The sequence below is a fragment of the Bacillus sp. G16 genome (genome assembly GCF_021282335.1).
GTDB classification, from domain to species: Bacteria; Bacillota; Bacilli; order Bacillales; family Bacillaceae; genus Bacillus; species Bacillus inaquosorum.
This window is the reverse complement of record NZ_JAJSOZ010000030.1, coordinates 1-20,022: the sequence shown is the minus strand read 5'-3', so window position 1 is coordinate 20,022 and position 20,022 is coordinate 1. Positions and strand designations below refer to the sequence as shown.

The window sequence follows — 20,022 nt, the reverse complement described above, 5'->3', positions numbered from 1 at the left end:
GTATATATAATTGAGAAATTTAAGGTTTTCACTCTTTTTTTGACAAAGTCTTCACAATTCTGGATGAAGATTTCTTGAACAAATATTAAGTTTTATTAAAATTGTTTCAAAGTCATGCGTTTAGACCTGTAAATGAGGAGAAACAGAAAAGACTATCCGCCCAGAAAATGTTTAATTATGTTAGAGAAATCGGACCCGGATGTTTAGCGTTTTCATGAATGATCCCATTAGTCATTTTGGTATGGGCCTAATATTGCCGCTTCCATGCAGAAAGGGTGACATTATGACCTTGTCCTTAAGAAACAGGAAAAAAATATTTTGTGTTCATAAGAACCGGAAACACGCATTATAGCAGGAAAAGCTTGATATCATAGGCTGAAAAAAAGATTGATTTGAAATACATATTAAATGCAAACACCGAGGTGTGACTATACGTCCAGAAGGATATCAAGAGAAAAATGAAAGCGCATTCCTTTTGTTTTTTTAAAAAAGAGATAAGGTGTAAGTCCTGCCTATTTCCAAAAATAGAAAACAGTTTGTGGGTACAAAATCTCTTTCAAAAGAGAAGTTTGGCTTAGTGGATTAGGGAAGATTATGTTACATAATGCCGATTGAGAATTCATAGTGATTCTATATACTGATGAATGAATTTACAACAATATAGAAGGAGATGTCGAAAAGCAATGTGGTTACTCATTATAGCCTGTGCTGTCATACTGGTCATCGGAATATTAGAAAAACGACGACATCAGAAAAACATTGATGCCCTCCCTGTTCGAGTGAATATTAACGGCATCCGAGGGAAATCGACTGTGACAAGGCTGACAACCGGAATATTAATAGAAGCCGGTTACAAGACTGTTGGAAAAACAACAGGAACAGACGCAAGAATGATTTACTGGGATACACCGGAGGAAAAGCCGATTAAACGGAAACCTCAGGGACCGAATATCGGAGAGCAAAAAGAAGTCATGAAAGAAACAGTAGAAAGAGGGGCTAATGCGATTGTCAGTGAATGCATGGCTGTTAACCCGGATTATCAAATTATCTTTCAGGAAGAACTTCTGCAAGCCAATATCGGCGTGATCGTTAACGTTTTAGAAGACCATATGGATGTCATGGGGCCTACGCTCGATGAAATTGCGGAAGCGTTTACTGCTACAATTCCTTATAATGGCCATCTTGTGATTACAGATAGTGAATATACCGAGTTCTTTAAACAAAAAGCAAAAGAACGAAACACAAAAGTCATCATTGCTGATAACTCAAAAATTACAGATGAATATTTGCGTAAATTTGAATACATGGTATTCCCTGATAACGCTTCTCTGGCACTGGGTGTGGCTCAAGCACTCGGCATTGACGAAGAAACAGCGTTTAAAGGAATGCTGAATGCGCCGCCAGATCCGGGAGCAATGAGAATTCTTCCGCTGATCAGTCCGAGCGAGCCTGGGCACTTTGTTAATGGGTTTGCCGCAAACGACGCTTCTTCTACTTTGAATATATGGAAACGTGTAAAAGAAATCGGTTACCCGACCGATGATCCGATCATCATCATGAACTGCCGCGCAGACCGTGTCGATCGGACACAGCAATTCGCAAATGACGTATTGCCCTATATTGAAGCAAGTGAACTGATCTTAATTGGTGAAACAACAGAACCGATCGTAAAAGCCTACGAAGAAGGCAAAATTCCTGCAGACAAACTGCATGATCTAGAGTACAAGTCAACAGAAGAAATTATGGAATTGTTAAAGAAAAGAATGCACAACCGTGTCATATATGGCGTCGGCAATATTCATGGTGCCGCAGAGCCTTTAATTGAAAAAATCCACGAATACAAGGTTAAGCAGCTCGTAAGCTAGGAGGAAATGCAGACATGTTCGGATCAGATTTATACATTGCACTAATTTTAGGTGTACTACTCAGTTTGATTTTTGCAGAAAAAACAGGAATCGTGCCGGCAGGACTTGTTGTACCGGGATATTTAGGACTTGTGTTTAATCAGCCGGTCTTTATTTTACTCGTTTTGTTAGTGAGCTTGCTCACTTATGTCATTGTGAAATACGGTTTATCCAAATTTATGATTTTATACGGGCGCAGAAAATTCGCTGCCATGCTGATAACAGGGATTGTCCTGAAAATCGCGTTTGATTTCTTATACCCGATTGTACCATTTGAAATCGCAGAATTTCGAGGAATCGGCATCATCGTGCCAGGTTTAATTGCCAATACCATTCAGAAACAAGGATTAACCATTACGTTCGGAAGCACGCTGCTATTGAGCGGAGCGACCTTTGCTATCATGTTTGTTTACTACTTAATTTAATGTAAGGTGTGTCAAACGATGAAAAAAGAACTGAGCTTTCATGAAAAGCTGCTAAAGCTGACAAAACAGCAAAAAAAGAAAACCAATAAGCACGTATTTATCGCCATTCCGATCGTTTTTGTCCTCATGTTCGCTTTTATGTGGGCTGGAAAAGCAGAAACGCCGAAGGTCAAAACGTATTCTGACGACGTTCTCTCAGCCTCGTTTGTCGGTGATATTATGATGGGCCGCTATGTTGAAAAAGTAACGGATCAAAAAGGGGCAGACAGTATTTTTCAATATGTTGAACCGATTTTTAAAGCCTCGGATTATGTAGCAGGAAACTTCGAAAACCCGGTAACCTATAAAAAGAATTATAAACAAGCAGATAAAGAAATTCATCTGCAGACGAATAAGGAATCAGTGCAAGTCTTAAAAGATATGAACTTCACGGTTCTCAACAGCGCAAACAACCACGCAATGGATTACGGCGCTCAGGGGATGAAAGATACACTTGGAGAATTTGCAAAACAAGATCTGGATATCGTTGGAGCAGGATACAGCTTAAGCGATGCGAAAAAGAATATTTCGTACCAGGAAGTCAATGGGGTAACGATTGCCACGCTCGGCTTTACAGATGTGTCCGGAAAAGGCTTCGCGGCTAAAAAGAATACGCCGGGCGTGCTGCCCGCAGATCCTGAAATCTTTATTCCTATGATTTCAGAAGCGAAAAAACATGCGGACATCGTCGTTGTGCAGTCACATTGGGGACAAGAGTATGACAACGATCCAAACGACCGTCAGCGCCAGCTTGCAAGAGCCATGTCTGATGCGGGAGCTGATATCATCGTCGGCCATCACCCGCACGTACTGGAACCGATTGAAGTGTATAACGGAACCGTCATTTTCTACAGCCTCGGCAACTTTGTCTTTGACCAAGGCTGGACGAGAACGAGAGACAGTGCACTGGTTCAGTATCACCTGAAGAAAAACGGAACAGGCCACTTCGAAGTGACGCCGATTGATATCCATGAAGCGACGCCTGCACCGGTCAAAAAAGACAGCCTCAAACAGAAAACAATTATTCGCGAACTGACAAAAGACTCTAATTTCGCATGGAAAGTAGAAGACGGAAAACTGATGTTTGATGTTGATCATAGCGACAAACTAAAATCTAAATAATCGGAGTGATAAAGATGAAATTTGTCAAAGCTAGCTGGCCGTTTGTTGCCGTAGCCATTGTGTTCATGTTTATGTCAGCTTTTAAATTCAATGATCAGCTGACAGATCAGGAAAAACAGAAGATTAATACGGAAATGCATAAAATCCAACAGCAGGAAGAACCGGTAAACGCCAATAAATAATTCGAAAAAGAGAGTGTCTGATGAGACATTCTCTTTTTATTTGCCCAGCATATTCATTCTGTAAAAATTTCAAAAAGTTTCTTAACATATTCAAAAAAATACCGATGTTAAAACTGCAAAAAGAGGAGGAGATAATAAAAGTGAACACACTGGCAAACTGGAAGAAGTTTTTGCTTGTGGCGGTTATCATTTGTTTTTTGGTTCCAATTATGACAAAAGCGGAGATTGCGGAGGCTGATACATCATCTGAATTGATCGTCAGCGAAGCAAAAAAACTGCTTGGGTATCAGTATAAATACGGCGGTGAAACGGCGAGAGAGGGATTCGATCCTTCGGGATTGATTCAATATGTTTTCAGTAAGGCTGATATTCATCTGCCGAGATCTGTGAACGACCAGTATAAAGTCGGAACGGCCGTAAAGCCGGAAGACCTGAAGCCGGGCGATATTTTATTTTTCAAAAAAGAGGGAAGCACCGGGACTGCTCCGACACACGTCGCTCTTTACATCGGAGACGGCCAAATGATTCACAGTACGTTATCAAAAGGGGTTATCATCACCAATTACACAAAAAGCAGCTATTGGAGCGGATCTTATATCGGGGCGAGACGAATCGCAGCCGATCCGGCCACGGCTGATGTTCCTGTCGTTGAGGAGGCCGAAAAATATATCGGCATTCCATATGTGTTTGGCGGAAGCACACCGTCAGAAGGCTTTGATTGCTCAGGGCTCGTGCAATATGTGTTTCAACAGGCACTCGGCATATATCTGCCGCGATCAGCCGAACAGCAGTGGGCAGTGGGTGAGAAGGTGGCGCCTCAGAACATAAAGCCTGGTGATGTTGTCTATTTCAGCAATACGTACAAAACGGGAATTTCACATGCAGGCATTTATGCTGGCGGAGGAAGATTTATTCAGGCAAGCCGTTCAGAAAAAGTAACCATTTCCTACTTATCAGAGGATTACTGGAAATCGAAGATGACAGGCATTCGCCGATTTGACAACCTGACAATTCCAAAAGAAAATCCGATCGTATCCGAAGCTACGCTTTATATCGGAGAAGTTCCTTACAAAAAAGGCGGAGCGTCTCCAGAGACTGGGTTTGATACAGCTGGTTTTGTCCAGTATGTGTACCAGAAAGCAGCGGGTATTTCCCTGCCTCGATACGCAACAAGCCAATACAAAGCCGGAACTAAGATTGAGAAGGCGGACCTGAAGCCGGGAGACATTGTGTTCTTCCAATCAACAAGCTTAAATCCCGCTATCTATATCGGAAACGGACAAGTTGTTCATGTCACATTATCAAACGGTGTGACCATCACCAATATGAACACAAGCACGTATTGGAAAGATAAATATGCGGGAAGTGTACGGGTGCAATAAAAGACAAAGACTCCAGAATCTCTGGAGTCTTCAGCGTGTCGACAAACCCTCGCATTCGTTGTCAAGTCTGCGCGTCGGTGCTCACGAATTAGAACATTCGCTCCGCTCCAATGCTCACCTTTCCTAGACTTCAAGGGTTTTCAATCACGCTGAAAAAATAACAAAATCCTAAAACTAAAACCGTTTTAGGATTTTGTCAAAAATTTGAAGACTCCAGAATCTCTGGAGTCTTTTCTTTATGCATATTGGCCGGAAAGAAGCTGGTCAATAAAGTAAGCCACACCATTTTCGTCATTGCTCTTTGTGACAAAGGTGCTTTTTTCTTTTAATTCATCGATTGCATTTTCCATGGCGATACGGTGTCCTGCGACTTCAAACATGGACAAATCGTTCGGACTGTCGCCGATCGCATAAATATCCTGTGTTTCAATTCCGTATATTTCAGCCAGCTCTGTCAGCGCGCGTCCTTTACCTGAAGAGGCCGGCAGGATTTCGATAATATGTTTTCCGGAAGAGGTTTGTGCCAGTTTTTTATGATGCTTCAGCTCTTCCTTCGCTTGTTTCAGCTTGTCCATGTCAAAGGAGAAGCAAAGCAGCTTATAAATGTTTTCGCTGCCGTCAAAAACCGATTCGATATGAGGGATCGGTTTAATGCCAAACTGCTTGAACTGAGTCATGGCTCCTTGCCACAATTCATCCGTCTTTTCGTTTGGATTTGCGCTTTTTAGAATATCAAGCTCCGCATGCAGCTTAGCTTCGCCGTCAAAAGGAGAAAGCAGATGGTCATCTGTATATACCTCAAAGTAAATATTTTTTGAGAGTAAGTAATCAGCGATCGCTTTACCGGCCTCCTGATCCATTAATGTCCGGCTGATCAAACGGTAACCCGTGTCGTGGATCGTTCCGCCATTTGCCGCAATGATCGGGATGTCCAAGTCATCCAGCAGCGCTTTTACATCAAATGTTGCTCTTCCTGTGCAAATGGTGACGAGGATGCCGGCATCAACGGCCCGTTTGATAGCCGCTCTGTTTTCAGCAGAAATGACGCTTTCTTTATTCAGTAATGTACCGTCTAAATCAATCGCAATTAATTTCATATGTAGGGGGAACCTCCTTAAAAATGAAGCTGCTTCGTGTAGTATGTTCAGCTTTCCTTAGAAACATAAACCATATAAATCAAGGCTAAACGTTACTTTGATAATTTTCAACAAGGAAATATGTAAAAACGGGATGGCGTAATCGCCATCCCGTTCATTATACACCTAAATCGTTTTGTAGCTCTTCTTTGACTTCCTGCAGTTTTGTATCGTTTAACTTGAAATAGTACACACCGGCAGGTTCATAATCATAACCCGTCAGCTGAATAGACTCAACTGATTTCAATGAAGTGATGAACGGGAACAGGCCAATGGCATCTTTAAGAGATAAGTTCATTTTCAGATTTTGTCCCATCGTATCCACAATATCATCATAAGCCGGAATTGAGCTAAGTGATTTTGATTTATCAATAATGGCGCTCAGCACTTCCATTTGTCTTTGTCCGCGTAAAAGGTCACTGTCTGCTTTACGTGTTCTTACGTAAGCGAGCGCTTCTTCTCCATCAAGCGTATGTGTTCCTTTTTGAAGAACCACTTTTCCTTTTGTATCTTTTTTGATTTGCTGAATGACTTTATCGCTTTTTACCGTTACTTTGACGCCGTTAAGCTCGTTTACGACGTCTTCAAAAGCTGTGAAATTGCTTTCTACGACATAATCGACTGGAATATCCAGCATTTCCTCAACTGTTTTCACAGTGAGATCAACGCCGCCGTAGGCATGAGCGTGTGTAAATTTATCGTAGCCGTGGCCTGGGATGTTGACATAGGCGTCACGCGGAATGCTCAGCATTTTGGCTGTTTTTTCTTTCCGGTTAAATGTAACCAGCACATTCGCGTCACTTCTTGCCTGATCGACATTCTCGCCGTTTTCCTCTCTGGCATCAATTCCTAAGAGCAATACAGAGAAAGAATCTTTTCCGGGATCAAATTCTTTAATCCGTTTTACTGATTGTTCTCCGCGTGCAAGGCTGACGTGAGCTTCTTTAGAAGCATTATTCAGCTTTACATAAGCATAGGCGCCGACAGAGCCTGCCGCAATGACAAGAAAAGCCATCAAACCGGCAACGATTTTCACCCATTTTCTAAGTCGTCTCTTTTTCTTTCTGCGCTGTGATCGTTCCTCCATATCAATACCTCGCGTTTCTTTAATATTTGAAGCGTACCATTCATTTTGCCATAGGGCAACTCACCGAAAGACATTTTTCGATAAAAATTCCTATATTTATAAGTTCTTGTTCTTGAAAATTGAAATTTATAATGTGCTGAATCACCTTATATTGGACGCCGCAAGAGGGAAAATGTTTCGGTCCTATTGAAAAAAATGCAAGTAAATGATTGGAAACTTATGATCTGCAAGAATGAAAAGGTTTAATGGCCAGAAAAAGAGGCTAAAAGATTTCTAAAAAACGCCACAGACACAGAATGATTGCAGCTAATGGAGAAAGGGAGTCATTTTTATGAAAAAGCAGTCTAATATATGGCTTTATTTTTTCGGCGCTCTGGGAGGCGCATTATACGGCTATGATACCGGAGTGATTTCCGGAGCTATTTTATTTATGAAAAAGGATTTAGGCTTGAACGCCTTTACGGAAGGACTTGTTGTCAGCTCCTTATTGGTTGGGGCGATATTAGGCTCAGGAGCGGCTGGCAAGCTGACTGACCGTTTCGGCAGAAAAAAAGCGATTATGGCGGCCGCGCTGCTGTTTTGTATAGGAGGTCTGGGTGTGGCGCTCGCCCCGAATACAGGAGTCATGGTGCTGTTTCGCATCATTTTGGGACTTGCAGTCGGAACATCGACGACCATCGTACCGCTCTATTTATCTGAACTGGCGCCAAAACAAAAACGCGGGGCGCTGTCATCCCTGAATCAGCTGATGATCACGGTCGGCATCCTTCTTTCTTACATTGTCAATTACATATTTGCTGATGCCGAAGCGTGGCGCTGGATGCTTGGATTGGCTGCTGTGCCGTCGCTGCTCTTGCTCATTGGCATTTTGTTTATGCCGGAGAGCCCGCGCTGGCTGTTCACGAACGGCGAAGAGGGCAAAGCGAAGAAGATTCTTGAAAAATTGCGTGGCACAAAAGATATTGATCAGGAAATACATGATATTCAAGAAGCGGAAAAGCAGGATGAAGGAGGCCTGAAGGAGCTGTTCGATCCTTGGGTGCGTCCCGCGCTGATTGCCGGCTTGGGACTGGCGTTTCTGCAGCAATTTATCGGAACGAATACGATCATTTATTATGCGCCAAAGACCTTTACCAACGTCGGATTCGGAAACTCTGCTTCGATTTTAGGAACGGTCGGAATCGGCACAGTCAATGTTCTCATGACATTAGTAGCGATAAAAATCATAGACAAGATCGGGAGAAAGCCGCTACTGTTATTCGGGAATGCCGGGATGGTGATCAGCTTGATCGTTCTCGCACTGGTGAATCTCTTTTTCGATAACACTCCGGCTGCCTCATGGACGACAGTCATTTGTTTAGGCGTGTTTATCGTTGTTTTTGCGGTTAGCTGGGGCCCGGTTGTCTGGGTGATGCTTCCTGAATTATTCCCGCTCCATGTCAGAGGAATCGGAACCGGGGTATCCACCTTGATGCTGCACGTTGGGACACTGATTGTTTCATTAACCTATCCAATATTAATGGAAGCGATCGGCATCAGTTATTTATTCCTGATTTATGCCGCGATCGGTATCATGGCGTTCTTATTTGTCCGGTTTAAAGTGACAGAGACGAAGGGAAAAAGCCTTGAAGAAATTGAGCAGGATTTAAGGGACAAAAACGGACAGGGAGGATCGGCTGGAAAACAGCAGACTGTCGGAACATAAAAAAGGGTGCGCGATCATGCGCGCCCTTTTGATTGCTCATCTTCCGACTGTGCCAAAGTTAATGATTTTGAAAGAAATATCGTATTTAAAATCAGCCTCAGAAAATATTTCATCCCAATGTCCTTTTACTTTATTCCAGTATTCAGGGTATTGAATTCGGATGTAGTCGGATAAAAAGACCGGATCGGTTTTATACTCATGCTGCAGTTTATCCATAATCCTCTTTACATCGCGTTCAAGCTTTTTCTCAAAAATGTTCTCAAGCCTGTGCAAATAGCTTTTACTAAAGGAGTTTTCATTCGGATTTTGGTCTTCTGTCAGGATACCCTTTGTGTTGACAGAAATCTGAAAGACAGGCTTTCCGTTTTCAATGGCCGGCTTGATTTTAGATTTCGACCTTTTAATCTCAAACGTAATCGGATGTCCTTTATCTGTCGTCGGCATGACGCCGCCTTGGATCGTCCCCATGACCCATGTCAGTGTCTGGGTTTCACCAGCTGAAAGAAATCCAACGAGTTTATTACTGCCGCTTTTGATAATACCTGCCCCGTCATACTTTGCTTTTCCCTTTTGGTTTTTCACGGCTTGAATGAGAAAACTGTAGCCATTTTGGCAATAGATAGAAGCCCTGCCGATGCGCAGCGGCAACATAATCTTCCCGTTATACCCGCTGTTATTGGTTAGATCAATCAGCTTTTCGGAAGGCATCGGCAGCTGCTGCTTCGGACTTCCTTTCGTAAAAATATCTCCGGCTTTCCCTCTGGCTGCCATCAAATAGCTGCTGCGCCGCAGTTCATCATCCCGGATAAAATGGTTGAAGACCTGATCTACGTTTTGATTCCTCATGAGTGTTTCTCCCAGAAGAATGACTTTTAAATGATCGCTATAGATAGGAGGGTCTTTAATGGATACATCACTGACTGCTTCTAGAATGGTTTTCCCGTGGGATATCACATTGACAAATTCGGGTTTTCCGGATGCTTGGCTGTCTTCACTTTGGGGAAGAAGGTTTTGATACGTTAATTTATACTGATGGTCATCAGTTTCATCGATAGCAAGCCCTCTGGCAAAAGACAGTTTTTCAATATTTTTGACATCCCAGCATCCGCAGAGCATCTGCAGCATCAGAACCATTGCTGCAAGTTTCATCATTGTCTTCATTGCAGCTGATCCCTCCCCAGTTTTTTCTGTATCCAGCTTAAAAACCAGATAAGAAATGGTATTGCAATGACGCCTAGAAACACATATCCGAGAAGTGTACCGTAATAAAACACGGCATTAAGATCTTCAGGAAACATTGATAGGAAAAATGTAACAGCCAGCAGTGCAGCAAGCAGCCACGGGTTGTTTTTATTTTTCAGGTGAAAGATATCTGTTAATCCAATATGTGCCCCCTTAAACGAGCCGAGCATACATGCAAATTGCTGGGCTGTCCAGGTTAACTGTAAAAACAGGTCAAATCGTTCAATAAAAATCCCTGGGATTTCTAATGCGTGAATGAGTGAAATGGTCGGCCACGTCACTGTTTTTGTCTCAGCCACACTCATACAGCCAATGACGATAAACAAAGTAATGCTATAGAAAACAGTCGAGGTTGCAATGCCCAAAGCGACAGCTTTTTTTACCTGCTTTGGATCTTTCATAAAGGGAACGAGATAAAAAATAATTTCAAATCCTGAAAAATATAAAAGGGTTTTAGGAAATAAATGAAAAAAACTTTGATAACCGCCTTCAAATACGGGCCGGATAAAATCTAATTGAAATAAACGAAAGCTGAACATCAGAAGCATAAGGAAAATAATAATAGTGACAGGAAAGATATACGCATATACCTTCGCAATGGGGTAAACGCCCCCGGCCACATGATAGATGGCAACCGCCAGAAAAATAATCACGACAACCGCCATCGGCGTGTTTTTTAAAAGAAAGAATCCGACAACCTCACCCAAAACCCGCGTTTGAAAGCATACGACACCAATAAAATAAAGGGAAATAAATAAATTTAAAAAGAAACCGATAAATTTTCCAGCTGCAATACTGTTGAGCTCAAAAATCGTTTTCCCTCTGTTCCGTTGAAGAAAAGGCAAAAAAAGCAGGGCGAAAATAATAAAAATAACACCCTGCAGCAGGATCATGATCCATCCGCTCGGACTGTCGGTTTCAGCTGCTGAGCGGGGAAGGGTTAAGACACCGGCACCGATCATTGTACTGCTTACCATAATAAGCGTCTGCATAAATGTAAGCTTGTCCTCTGATTGCATCATAGCTATCACCTTTGTCTGATTTTATCTTTTGTATCTTTACGGGTAGGCCTTCTTTTTAAAAATAGGGTAGGGATGCGAATCACAGTGTCCTTTAAATCTTGTCCGGGCTGTGCCATTATCGGAATAATGTAATCCTGGCCAAAGCTTTTCAGTCGCATCAAATGGCCGATCACAAACAGAAAGACCATGATGACGCCATACATGCCAAGCATTGCAGCACTTATCATACCCGCAATGCGAATAATCCGCAGCGGAAAGTTATAGGCGTATGAAGGAACGGTAAAGGATGCCAATGCGGTAATGGATACCACAATGACCATCAGCGCGCTGACGATTTGCGCCTGTACGGCTGCCTGTCCAATGACAACGCCTCCAATAAGTCCAATCGTTTGTCCGATAGGCTTTGGCAGCCTTAAACCGGCTTCCCTGATCAGTTCTATCGTAAATATCATAATAAAGGCTTCGACAAAAGGCGGAAAAGGCACATTCAGTCTGCTGCCTGCAATCGAAATGGCCATTCTCGTCGGTAAAAGCCCCGTGTGGAAGGAAACGAGAGAAATATATAAGCCGGGTAAATAAATGGTAATCAGGATGCTCGAATAACGAAGCAAACGAATAAGTGACATTGTAATCCAGCGTTGGCTGTAATCATCCGGTGAATGAATAAATTCATCAACCGTTGCCGGTACAATGAGAGCAAACGGGGTGCCGTCCACCAAAATGGAAACCCTGCCTTCTAACAAAGAGCTTTCTACACGATCTGGACGTTCTGTGCTTAAGATCGTCGGAAAGATCGAAAAAGGTTCATCCTCAATGAGCTGTTCAAGTGTGCCTGATTCCGGCAAATCATCTGTCGTGATGGACTTCAGCCGTTTAAACACTTCTTTTACGACATAATCAGGGGCAATATCCTGAATATATGCGACAGCTATCTTTTTTTTTGTCCTTTTGCCTATCGTCATTTCTTTTATGACGAGATTAGGGTCACTCGTCCGCTCTCGTAAAAGCGCCGTGTTTGTCCGCAGTTTTTCAATAAAGCCAATCTTCGGACCGCGTTCCACGATTTCAGAGGAAGGTTCTTCAAGGTTGCGCGTCATTAATGTTTTCGTATCAAATGCCAGGCCCGCGCTGTAACCATCAGCCAGCAAAATGGTATGTCCGGAAAAAATGAGCTGCTGTATTTCTTTTATTGTAGAGATCACACTGTGATGATAGCCGAAAAAGAAAGCTGATAAATCTTCAATCATGCCTTCCTTTTGGGCTAATGATTCTTTTTGTAATGGAGAAATGACGTATTGCGCCAGAAGTTTATTTTCTGTCAAACCGTCAATATACAGTAGGCACGCCTTCTGTCTGCTGTCTCCGAAAGAAAACGTATAAAACATGATATCGTCGTTTTGCCCTAATTTTTTTTTCAATGTTTCTACATTGCGCTGGAGATCAGAGTCGATTTGCATAGTTTCTCTCCCCTTTATAAAACATATTGACGGTTTTTCTTAATTTGTATCAATAAAGGAGAATTATTCTTCATAAGGAAAAGCCTGAAACAAAGCTTCTTTTCGACGTGATATAATATAAAGGAAGCGTTTTCTTTAAAGGATTGTCGAAAGATGATGCTTTGTACATATGTTGTCATAGGAAAAAGACAGCTTATACGGGCGTTTGTAAGGGGGGCGCACCGGGAAAATAATGATCAGCTATTTACAGGGGAGGGGTACGGATCATGACGCAATCACCGATTTTTCTAACGCCTGTGTTTAAAGAAAAAATCTGGGGCGGCACCGCTTTACGAGATAGATTTGGATACGGCATTCCTTCAGAAAGAACGGGGGAATGCTGGGCTATTTCCGCTCATCCAAAAGGACCGAGCACCGTAGCGAATGGCCCGTATAAAGGGAAGACACTGACTGAGCTTTGGGATGAGCATCGGGAAGTATTCGGCGGCGTGGAGGGAGAGCGATTTCCGCTTCTGACAAAGCTGCTGGACGTGAAGGAAGATATGTCGATTAAAGTTCACCCTGATGATTATTATGCTGGAGAAAATGAAGAGGGAGAACTCGGCAAGACGGAATGCTGGTACATTATCGACTGTAAGGAAAACGCGGAAATCATTTACGGACATACGGCCCGCTCAAAAACCGAACTTGTCACAATGATCAACAGCGGTGACTGGGAAGGCCTGCTGCGAAGAATCAAAATTAAACCGGGTGATTTCTATTATGTGCCGAGCGGTACGCTGCACGCCTTGTGTAAAGGGGCACTTGTTTTAGAAACACAGCAAAATTCAGATGCCACATACCGGGTGTACGACTATGACCGGCTTGATAACAACGGAAGGCCGAGAGAGCTTCATTTTGCCAAAGCGGTCAATGCGGCAACGGTTCCCCATGTGGACGGGTATATAGATGAATCGACCGAATCCAGAAAAGGAATAACCATTAAAACGTTTGTCCAAGGGGAATATTTTTCGGTATATAAATGGGACATAAATGGTGAGGCCGAGCTATCTCAGGATGAATCCTTCCTGCTTTGCAGCGTGTTAGAAGGAAGCGGTTTGCTGATCTATGGAGACGAAACATGTCCGCTCAATAAAGGCGATCACTTTATTTTGCCGGCTCAAATGCCCGATTTTACGATTAAAGGAACTTGTACACTTATCGTGTCTCATATTTAAACTTAATCTCACTTCGAGATTAAGTTTTTTTTTATTAAAAAAATGGAAGTGATTCACCTATAAATGAAGCATAAGCGTGCCGATAAATAAACTAGTTTTATATACTCATTGAATAAGAAAGAGGAGAAGGAATGAAAAAGAGATTAATCGCACCTATGCTTCTGTCCGCCGCGTCCCTTGCCTTTTTTGCCATATCCGGTTCTGCACAGGCTGCAGCGTATACGGACTACTCGATATATAAGGTAGAGCCGTCTAAAACGTTCAGTACAGAAAGCCAAGCCTCGCAGGCTGTCGCCAAACTGGAAAAAGACACCGGCTGGGATGCTTCCTATCAGGCTTCAGGCACAACAACGACCTACCAAATTTCCGCTGCAGGCATACAAAGCGAAGCAGAAGCGAAAGCAATACTGAGCGGGCTCAACAAACAGACAGCGATTACAGGCACGTCAAGTCCTGTCGGTAGCAAACAGCCGTATGTCACCATCACCTCAGGTGCCATTTCCGGAGAAAAACAGGCAAACACTTTGCTGACCAAGCTTAAACAGGAGACGGGAGTGGCTGGCGCTGTAAAAGCTTCAGGAACAGCTCAGTCCTATGTGAACGTCAAGACATCAGAAATCGCTGATGAGACAAAAGTCAAGGCGCTTATACAGAGCCTTGCTAAGCAAACAGGGATTAAAAGCTCGTATCAGCCTATCACACACACGGTTTCTGTCACAGTCATTCAGTCAGGCACAATCGTGGGAAACAGCAAAGCTGAGCAGATCAAAAGCGCATTCCAAAAGGGATCGGGGCTGAAGGCATCATTAAAAGAAACGGTGAAAGGACAAGCCTATTATACTTTTACAACAGCCGCCATTTCAGGTGAAGCGAATGCCAAAAATCTATTAAATCAGCTGAAACAGAGCACTGGTATTACAGGAAGCTACAAGTCAATCAATCAAAAAGCAACTGCTGAGTCATACAATGTCCAATCAGCTTATTTCAAAGGGCTGAATACAGTGAAGGACGCCATCAGCCAAATCAAGAAAAACACAGGTGTATCCGGCAGTTATCAAAAGGTTGGCAAAAGCACATCATATACCGTGAATATGAAGGGTTTAACAAAACAGCAGCTGCAAAAAGTAGACACTTTCTTTAAAAAGAAAAAGTGGCATTACACGTCATCCAGCGTCAAAAAAACGACAACGTCCACAGCCTATCAAATTACGACGGCAAAGATTATAGGAGAGCAGCAAGCAAACAAAGCCGCAGCCTTCTTTGCTCAGAAAAAAGTAAAGGCAACGAAAAAAGCAGCTGGAACAACAGCAGAAAATCAATATCAGCTCATCTCAGAAGAAACATCAGATCAAGCAAAAGTTACAAAGGGCTTGAACGTATTAAAGAAAAATCAGCTCAGTGCATCTGCAAAATCAGTCAAAAAACAATTAGCTAACACGTTTAAAATAACAACTGAATCTCTGCTTGATACAGCGAAAGTCAATCAGGCACTTACGTTTTTCAAATCGAATCACATATCAGCAGCAAGCCAGAAAACCGGTCAGACAGCAGCGAGCAGTTATAAAATTATGACTGAGGCAATCATCAGTCAGGAAGATATTAACCGCGTATTAGCATTTTTTAAACAAAACAATGCCGCCGGCACAACAGCAAAAACAGGCGAAACGGCATATACACAATACAAAATCGTGACAGCTCAGCTCAGCAGCAAAACAGCATTGAACAAGGGGTTAACCTATCTAAAAGCGCAAAGTGTAAGCCCAAGTTACACAACCAAAACCAATACGCTGTATAAAATCAGCATAAACGAACAGTTCACAGGCAATGACGCAGCTGCTGCGGCATCATTGAAGCTAAAACAATTATACGGATGGACATCATCTATCGTGAAAATCAAAAACGGCCCGCAAATCATGAAAACAAATTACAATCTCTCGCTTCGTGATATGGTCCAAAAACAAATGACAGTAAGCCCGCAAACAGACGGGGCGGCTTACGTATCGCTCACTTATATTAATACAGCAACTTCAACCGTTACGGCTGATGTATTAAATATTCGGTCTACACCGGCAGTCAGCCCGACGAACGTGATCGGCCAATTTAAAAAGGGCGATAAGGTGAAAATCATCGGCCAGACAAACGGCTGGGCCAAAATCAATTTGGGCTGGCGAAACGCAAGCAGTGATGAAGTGGTTCAATACGTGGATCCGAATAACTTTTCCAGAGACAGCAAATACTACTTCCAATTTCTCAAACTGTCACAGACAGCCGGCCTCAGTGTCACTGAAGTCAATCAGAAAGTGCTTGCCAGCAAAGGCATACTGACAGGGAAAGCAAAGGCGTTCTTAGATGCCGCCAATAAATACGGCATCAACGAGCTGTATTTAATTTCACACGCTCTCCTTGAAACAGGCAACGGAACATCCGATTTAGCCAATGGCTTAACCTATAACGGAAAAACCGTATATAACATGTACGGAATTGGCGCATATGACAGCAACCCGAATTACTACGGCGCCAAATATGCGTACGAGCAAGGCTGGTTCACACCAGAAGCGGCCATTATCGGCGGAGCCAAATTCATAGGCTCATCGTATATACACAACACAGCCTACAATCAGGACACACTATACAAAATGAGATGGTCAGCCACAGCAACACACCAATATGCAACAGACATCGGCTGGGCGTACAAACAAGTAAACCGCATGTACAGCCTGTATTCATTGCTGGACGGTTATACGCTTTACTTTGATGTTCCGGAATATAAACAGTAATACTAGAGGCAACTAAAAATTAAAATGGTAAGTAAATAGCCAGTGTGACTTTGATTTAATAGGTCACACTGGTATTTTATTGATCTTCAATAAATAACTACCTATTCTTAAAATGTAAGTATTCTCATTGTTACATTTGTTAAAAGACCAAAATTTTAAAACATTATTGTAAATTGAACTATTTAAATCATATAATTAGAGTTATGTGAAACCCATTATTGGATGTATAGTCTTTAATATGTTAAAAAATACCTGGTAAAAGGAGCAGGACTACTTGTCAAAAAAAATCCTAATCATAACTCAGAACTTTTACCCGGAGTTAGGGAGCGCGGGAAATCGGCTGAAAAATATATACTTGCTCCTTAAGCAAAGAGGATACGATATTCAAGTTTTAACTACAGAGCCTACTTACCCAAATAGAGAAATATATAAAGAAAAATTATTTTGGAACGAAGATGTGATTAATAAAGATCCTTCAGTTATGCGTGTATCAGTTAAGAACAAAAAATATAATTCAAGTTTTTTAAGCAGACTTTTGTATTACCTTGAAATCATGATAAAGATGCTCAAAGAAATAAGGAAAGAACCTAAAAAATTTGATATTATTTTTGTTTCCTCCCCCCCCATTTTTGTTGCTTTTGTCGGGCTAGCCGCGAAATTCAAAAATAAATCAAAACTTATTCTCGATATCAGGGATCTATGGCCTGAATCTTTGAAGGGCGTTAAAGTATTTCATCATCCCATTATTGTAGAGTCTTTTAGGATTTTAGAAAAGCTTTTATATAAGAAAGCAGATCATATTGTCATTAATAGTGAAGGTTTCTTACATTACCTAAATGAACATTCACCTTTGGTAAAAGAAAAAGTTACCTTTATTCCTAATTCAGCAAGAGAGAAAGAACTTTTAATTAGCTCCAATAATGCAAAAACAGCCTTAAAAATTATTTATGTAGGAAATATAGGTCTTGCTCAAAATGTACATATAATTAGAAATTTGGCTGAGAAGTTACATGAACATCAAATCGAATTTTTAATAGTTGGATACGGTGTTGAGAAGAAAGAATTACTCAACTATATTCGTAAAAAAAATCTAACGAATGTGAAGATTGTCAACCCGATGACAAGGGAGGAGTGTTTAGAATTAATGTCAGGTTGCGATATTGGGATCGTGACTTTAAAAGATTCAACTGTGTTTGAAACAGTTTTACCTGGGAGAATTATAGATTATATTACTTGTGGAATTCCTATAGTGGGATCGATTGCTGGGTATTCAAAGACTATTATTGAACAAGAGGGAATAGGGCTTGTAACAAGTAATAGTTCTTCGGAAGAAATGCTGGCTAATATTATGAAAATATATCATGACCCAGCATTATTGAAAAAAATGCAGAAGAATTGTCATAAACTTATTAGGAAAAAATTTATGTGGGAGACCAATATAAAAAAGTTAATCAATGTTATTGAAGAAACTAGGTAAGGCGTGAATGATATGAGGAAAAAAGTATGTATGTTTGTTTGGAATCACTTTACAAATGATGCCAGAGTGCTGCGGGAGTGTACAGCATTATCAGATAAACATTATGATGTAGACTTAATATGTATTCATGATCCAAATAATCCTGATTTGAATTTAAAAGAGAAATATAATAATCATTTTACAGTGTATCGTGTAAAAAGGTCTCCGATGCTCATTCAATTTATGTGTAAAGTTTTAAAAAACAAATGGTCTATTTTATTTTTTCTTTTAATTTGGCTTTGTTTGTTAGGCTTATTTCCCCTATTAACTCTTGGGGTTAGTATGTTTGTTTTTATCGTTCTTAAAACGAAACTGAAGACAATATTGGTCAGAGGTTCTATTATAATGAGGATGATTTTGAAAGGATATTCTAAAAAATATGATATATACCATTCCAATGACTTAAATACACTACCTCAAGGGTTTATTTGTTCAAAATTTCGTTTTAAAAAGAGAAAACTGATTTATGATTCTCATGAAGTACAAACAAGCAGAACAGGGTACGATAGTCCATTTTACAGTAAGATGGAAGCTTATTTAATCAGAAAAATAGATATTATGATCGTAGAAAATCATACACGGGCAGCCTATAATAAAGAACTTTATGGTTTTTATCCGAAAGTACTTCACAACTATCCATTCTTACTTGAAGAAACCAGAGAGCAGATTGATATACATCGTATGCTTGGGCTTCCTAAAGATGAAAAAATTCTTCTTTATCAAGGAGGAATTCAGGTTGGTAGGGGACTTGATAAGTTAATAAAGGCTATGCCTTACATTAATGAAGGAACTTTGCTATTTATAGGCGATGGCCGTATAAAGAAGGATCTTGAGAAAATGGTCAATGATATGGAACTACAACATAGAGTGAGATTTTTGCCTAAAGTTCCGCTTAGTGAACTTCCAAAATATACGCGCAGTGCTTATTTAGGATTTCAAGTATTAAATAACGTTTGTTTTAACCATTACTCGGCTTCGTCGAATAAACTGTTTGAGTATATAATGGCTGGGGTTCCTGTTATAGGATGCGATTTTCCGGAGATTAAAAAGGTGATACAAGGTGAGAAAGTTGGTTTGGTAGTTGACTCACATGATCATCTATCAATCGCGAAAGGTGTCAATACTTTATTGGAAAATGCAGAGCTTCATTACGAATTTCATAAAAACTGTGACAAAGCAAAAAGAATATATAATTGGGAAACAGAAAAGAGTCACCTGTTGTCTTTATATAATTGATATCCTGAGGAGAACAAAATGCAAACAAAAAAAAATCAAAAGAATCAAGAACTTGCCGATAAGTATAATGACCTGAAGATTAAATATCATAAAAGCTTAGAAGAACAAGAAAATTTAATTACATTGTGTCAAGAATTAATAAAAGAAAAGGAGTATTTAGAAGCTAGATATAATAATTTAAAAGAATCAAAACTTGGAAGGTTAACAGTTTGGTTGTGGAAGAGAAGGAGAAGAACTAAATGAACCAAAATAAAGAGATAAAAGCATTTTTGTCTAAGCAACTTGAAAAAGTTCGACGAGAGAAAGAAATATTAATCGGATTAAAAGAAAAAGAAGTGAGCATTACTGGATTTGATAGCTTCTTTTTCGAGTCTCCGATGAGAATAAAAGCTGAATACAATAAACAAGCTCTAGAGGTTGATGCGGAAAAAGTGTACCTCTCACTCTTTGAAAGGACAACAAACTTTTCTATCCCTTCTCAGAAGAAGATTTATCAATTAATGGGGGATCGTATTGTCATTTTTCCTCATGTAACTTTAAGTGGCACTGTAAAATGCCGAATATATATTAATT

The 20,022-nt window shown here is 40.9% G+C and carries 16 protein-coding genes and 1 pseudogene; 12 read left to right on the top strand and 5 right to left on the bottom strand.

The genetic code is table 11. The annotated features are described in order from the left end of the window. The first annotated feature begins 683 nt into the window (after positions 1-683). From pgsB to pgdS, 5 genes are all read left to right on the top strand, one after another. Positions 684-1,865: a poly-gamma-glutamate synthase PgsB gene (pgsB, locus tag LWH95_RS20690; protein ID WP_003219593.1), complete on the top strand. Its 1,182-nt coding sequence runs from the start codon at positions 684-686 to the stop codon at positions 1,863-1,865. Positions 1,866-1,879: 14 nt separating this feature from the next. Then, on the top strand, positions 1,880-2,329 hold the full coding sequence (gene pgsC / locus LWH95_RS20685; protein WP_003227889.1) for a poly-gamma-glutamate biosynthesis protein PgsC: 450 nt from the start codon (positions 1,880-1,882) through the stop codon (positions 2,327-2,329). Positions 2,330-2,347: 18 nt separating this feature from the next. After that, entirely contained in the window at positions 2,348-3,490 is a 1,143-nt protein-coding gene (gene pgsA, locus LWH95_RS20680; protein ID WP_003235565.1) for a capsular polyglutamate synthetase PgsA, read from the top strand. 14 nt (positions 3,491-3,504) lie between these two features. Continuing rightward, positions 3,505-3,672: an extrachromosomal elements maintenance protein EdmS gene (edmS, locus tag LWH95_RS20675; protein ID WP_003235563.1), complete on the top strand. Its 168-nt coding sequence runs from the start codon at positions 3,505-3,507 to the stop codon at positions 3,670-3,672. Between the two features lie 140 nt (positions 3,673-3,812). After that, positions 3,813-5,054: a gamma-DL-glutamyl hydrolase gene (pgdS, locus tag LWH95_RS20670; RefSeq protein ID WP_133485757.1), complete on the top strand. Its 1,242-nt coding sequence runs from the start codon at positions 3,813-3,815 to the stop codon at positions 5,052-5,054. A 236-nt stretch (positions 5,055-5,290) separates the two neighbouring features. Here the strand turns inward: pgdS and ywtE are convergent, their stop codons facing one another. Together ywtE and tagT are read right to left on the bottom strand one after the other, a co-directional pair. After that, the gene (ywtE, locus tag LWH95_RS20665) at positions 5,291-6,151 is read right to left on the bottom strand and encodes a 5-amino-6-(5-phospho-D-ribitylamino)uracil phosphatase YwtE (RefSeq protein WP_003235559.1); all 861 of its coding nucleotides are present in this window, start codon (positions 6,149-6,151) and stop codon (positions 5,291-5,293) included. 157 nt (positions 6,152-6,308) lie between these two features. Then, entirely contained in the window at positions 6,309-7,277 is a 969-nt protein-coding gene (gene tagT / locus LWH95_RS20660) for a polyisoprenyl-teichoic acid--peptidoglycan teichoic acid transferase TagT (protein WP_133485761.1), read from the bottom strand. 331 nt (positions 7,278-7,608) lie between these two features. Between tagT and LWH95_RS20655 the strand changes: the two genes are divergently transcribed. Then, positions 7,609-8,982, top strand: coding sequence for a sugar porter family MFS transporter (locus tag LWH95_RS20655; RefSeq protein ID WP_003235555.1), 1,374 nt, complete (start codon positions 7,609-7,611; stop codon positions 8,980-8,982). Positions 8,983-9,018: 36 nt separating this feature from the next. Here LWH95_RS20655 and LWH95_RS20650 read toward each other — a convergent pair whose 3' ends face one another. The 3 genes from LWH95_RS20650 to LWH95_RS20640 are packed head-to-tail and all read right to left on the bottom strand — an operon-like array spanning position 9,019 to position 12,703. After that, positions 9,019-10,143, bottom strand: coding sequence for a Ger(x)C family spore germination protein (locus tag LWH95_RS20650; RefSeq protein WP_133485763.1), 1,125 nt, complete (start codon positions 10,141-10,143; stop codon positions 9,019-9,021). After that, positions 10,140-11,246: a spore germination protein gene (locus LWH95_RS20645; RefSeq protein ID WP_232920284.1), complete on the bottom strand. Its 1,107-nt coding sequence runs from the start codon at positions 11,244-11,246 to the stop codon at positions 10,140-10,142. Before LWH95_RS20645 ends, LWH95_RS20650 begins: the two co-directional genes overlap by 4 nt. A 5-nt stretch (positions 11,247-11,251) precedes the next feature. Further along, positions 11,252-12,703 carry a spore germination protein gene (locus LWH95_RS20640; RefSeq protein ID WP_100276457.1) on the bottom strand — a complete coding sequence of 484 codons (1,452 nt, stop codon included), beginning with the start codon at positions 12,701-12,703 and terminating at the stop codon, positions 11,252-11,254. Positions 12,704-12,969: 266 nt separating this feature from the next. Between LWH95_RS20640 and manA the strand changes: the two genes are divergently transcribed. The 6 genes and pseudogenes from manA to LWH95_RS20610 form a co-directional block, all read left to right on the top strand. Then, positions 12,970-13,920: a mannose-6-phosphate isomerase, class I gene (gene manA, locus LWH95_RS20635; RefSeq protein WP_148982481.1), complete on the top strand. Its 951-nt coding sequence runs from the start codon at positions 12,970-12,972 to the stop codon at positions 13,918-13,920. A gap of 131 nt (positions 13,921-14,051) precedes the next feature. After that, positions 14,052-16,697, top strand: a complete 2,646-nt coding sequence (locus LWH95_RS20630) for an N-acetylglucosaminidase (protein ID WP_232920283.1) — start codon at positions 14,052-14,054, stop codon at positions 16,695-16,697. 274 nt (positions 16,698-16,971) lie between these two features. Next, complete coding sequence (locus tag LWH95_RS20625; RefSeq protein WP_232920282.1) at positions 16,972-18,174, top strand: glycosyltransferase family 4 protein; 1,203 nt, start codon at positions 16,972-16,974, stop codon at positions 18,172-18,174. Between the two features lie 12 nt (positions 18,175-18,186). After that, positions 18,187-19,449, top strand: a complete 1,263-nt coding sequence (locus LWH95_RS20620) for a glycosyltransferase family 4 protein (RefSeq protein WP_232920281.1) — start codon at positions 18,187-18,189, stop codon at positions 19,447-19,449. An 18-nt stretch (positions 19,450-19,467) separates the two neighbouring features. Then, the gene (locus LWH95_RS20615) at positions 19,468-19,692 is read left to right on the top strand and encodes a hypothetical protein (RefSeq protein WP_232920280.1); all 225 of its coding nucleotides are present in this window, start codon (positions 19,468-19,470) and stop codon (positions 19,690-19,692) included. Beyond that, a pseudogene (locus tag LWH95_RS20610) lies at positions 19,689-20,022 on the top strand (glycosyltransferase family protein); the annotation flags it as partial. The gene LWH95_RS20615 and the pseudogene LWH95_RS20610, both read left to right, overlap by 4 nt.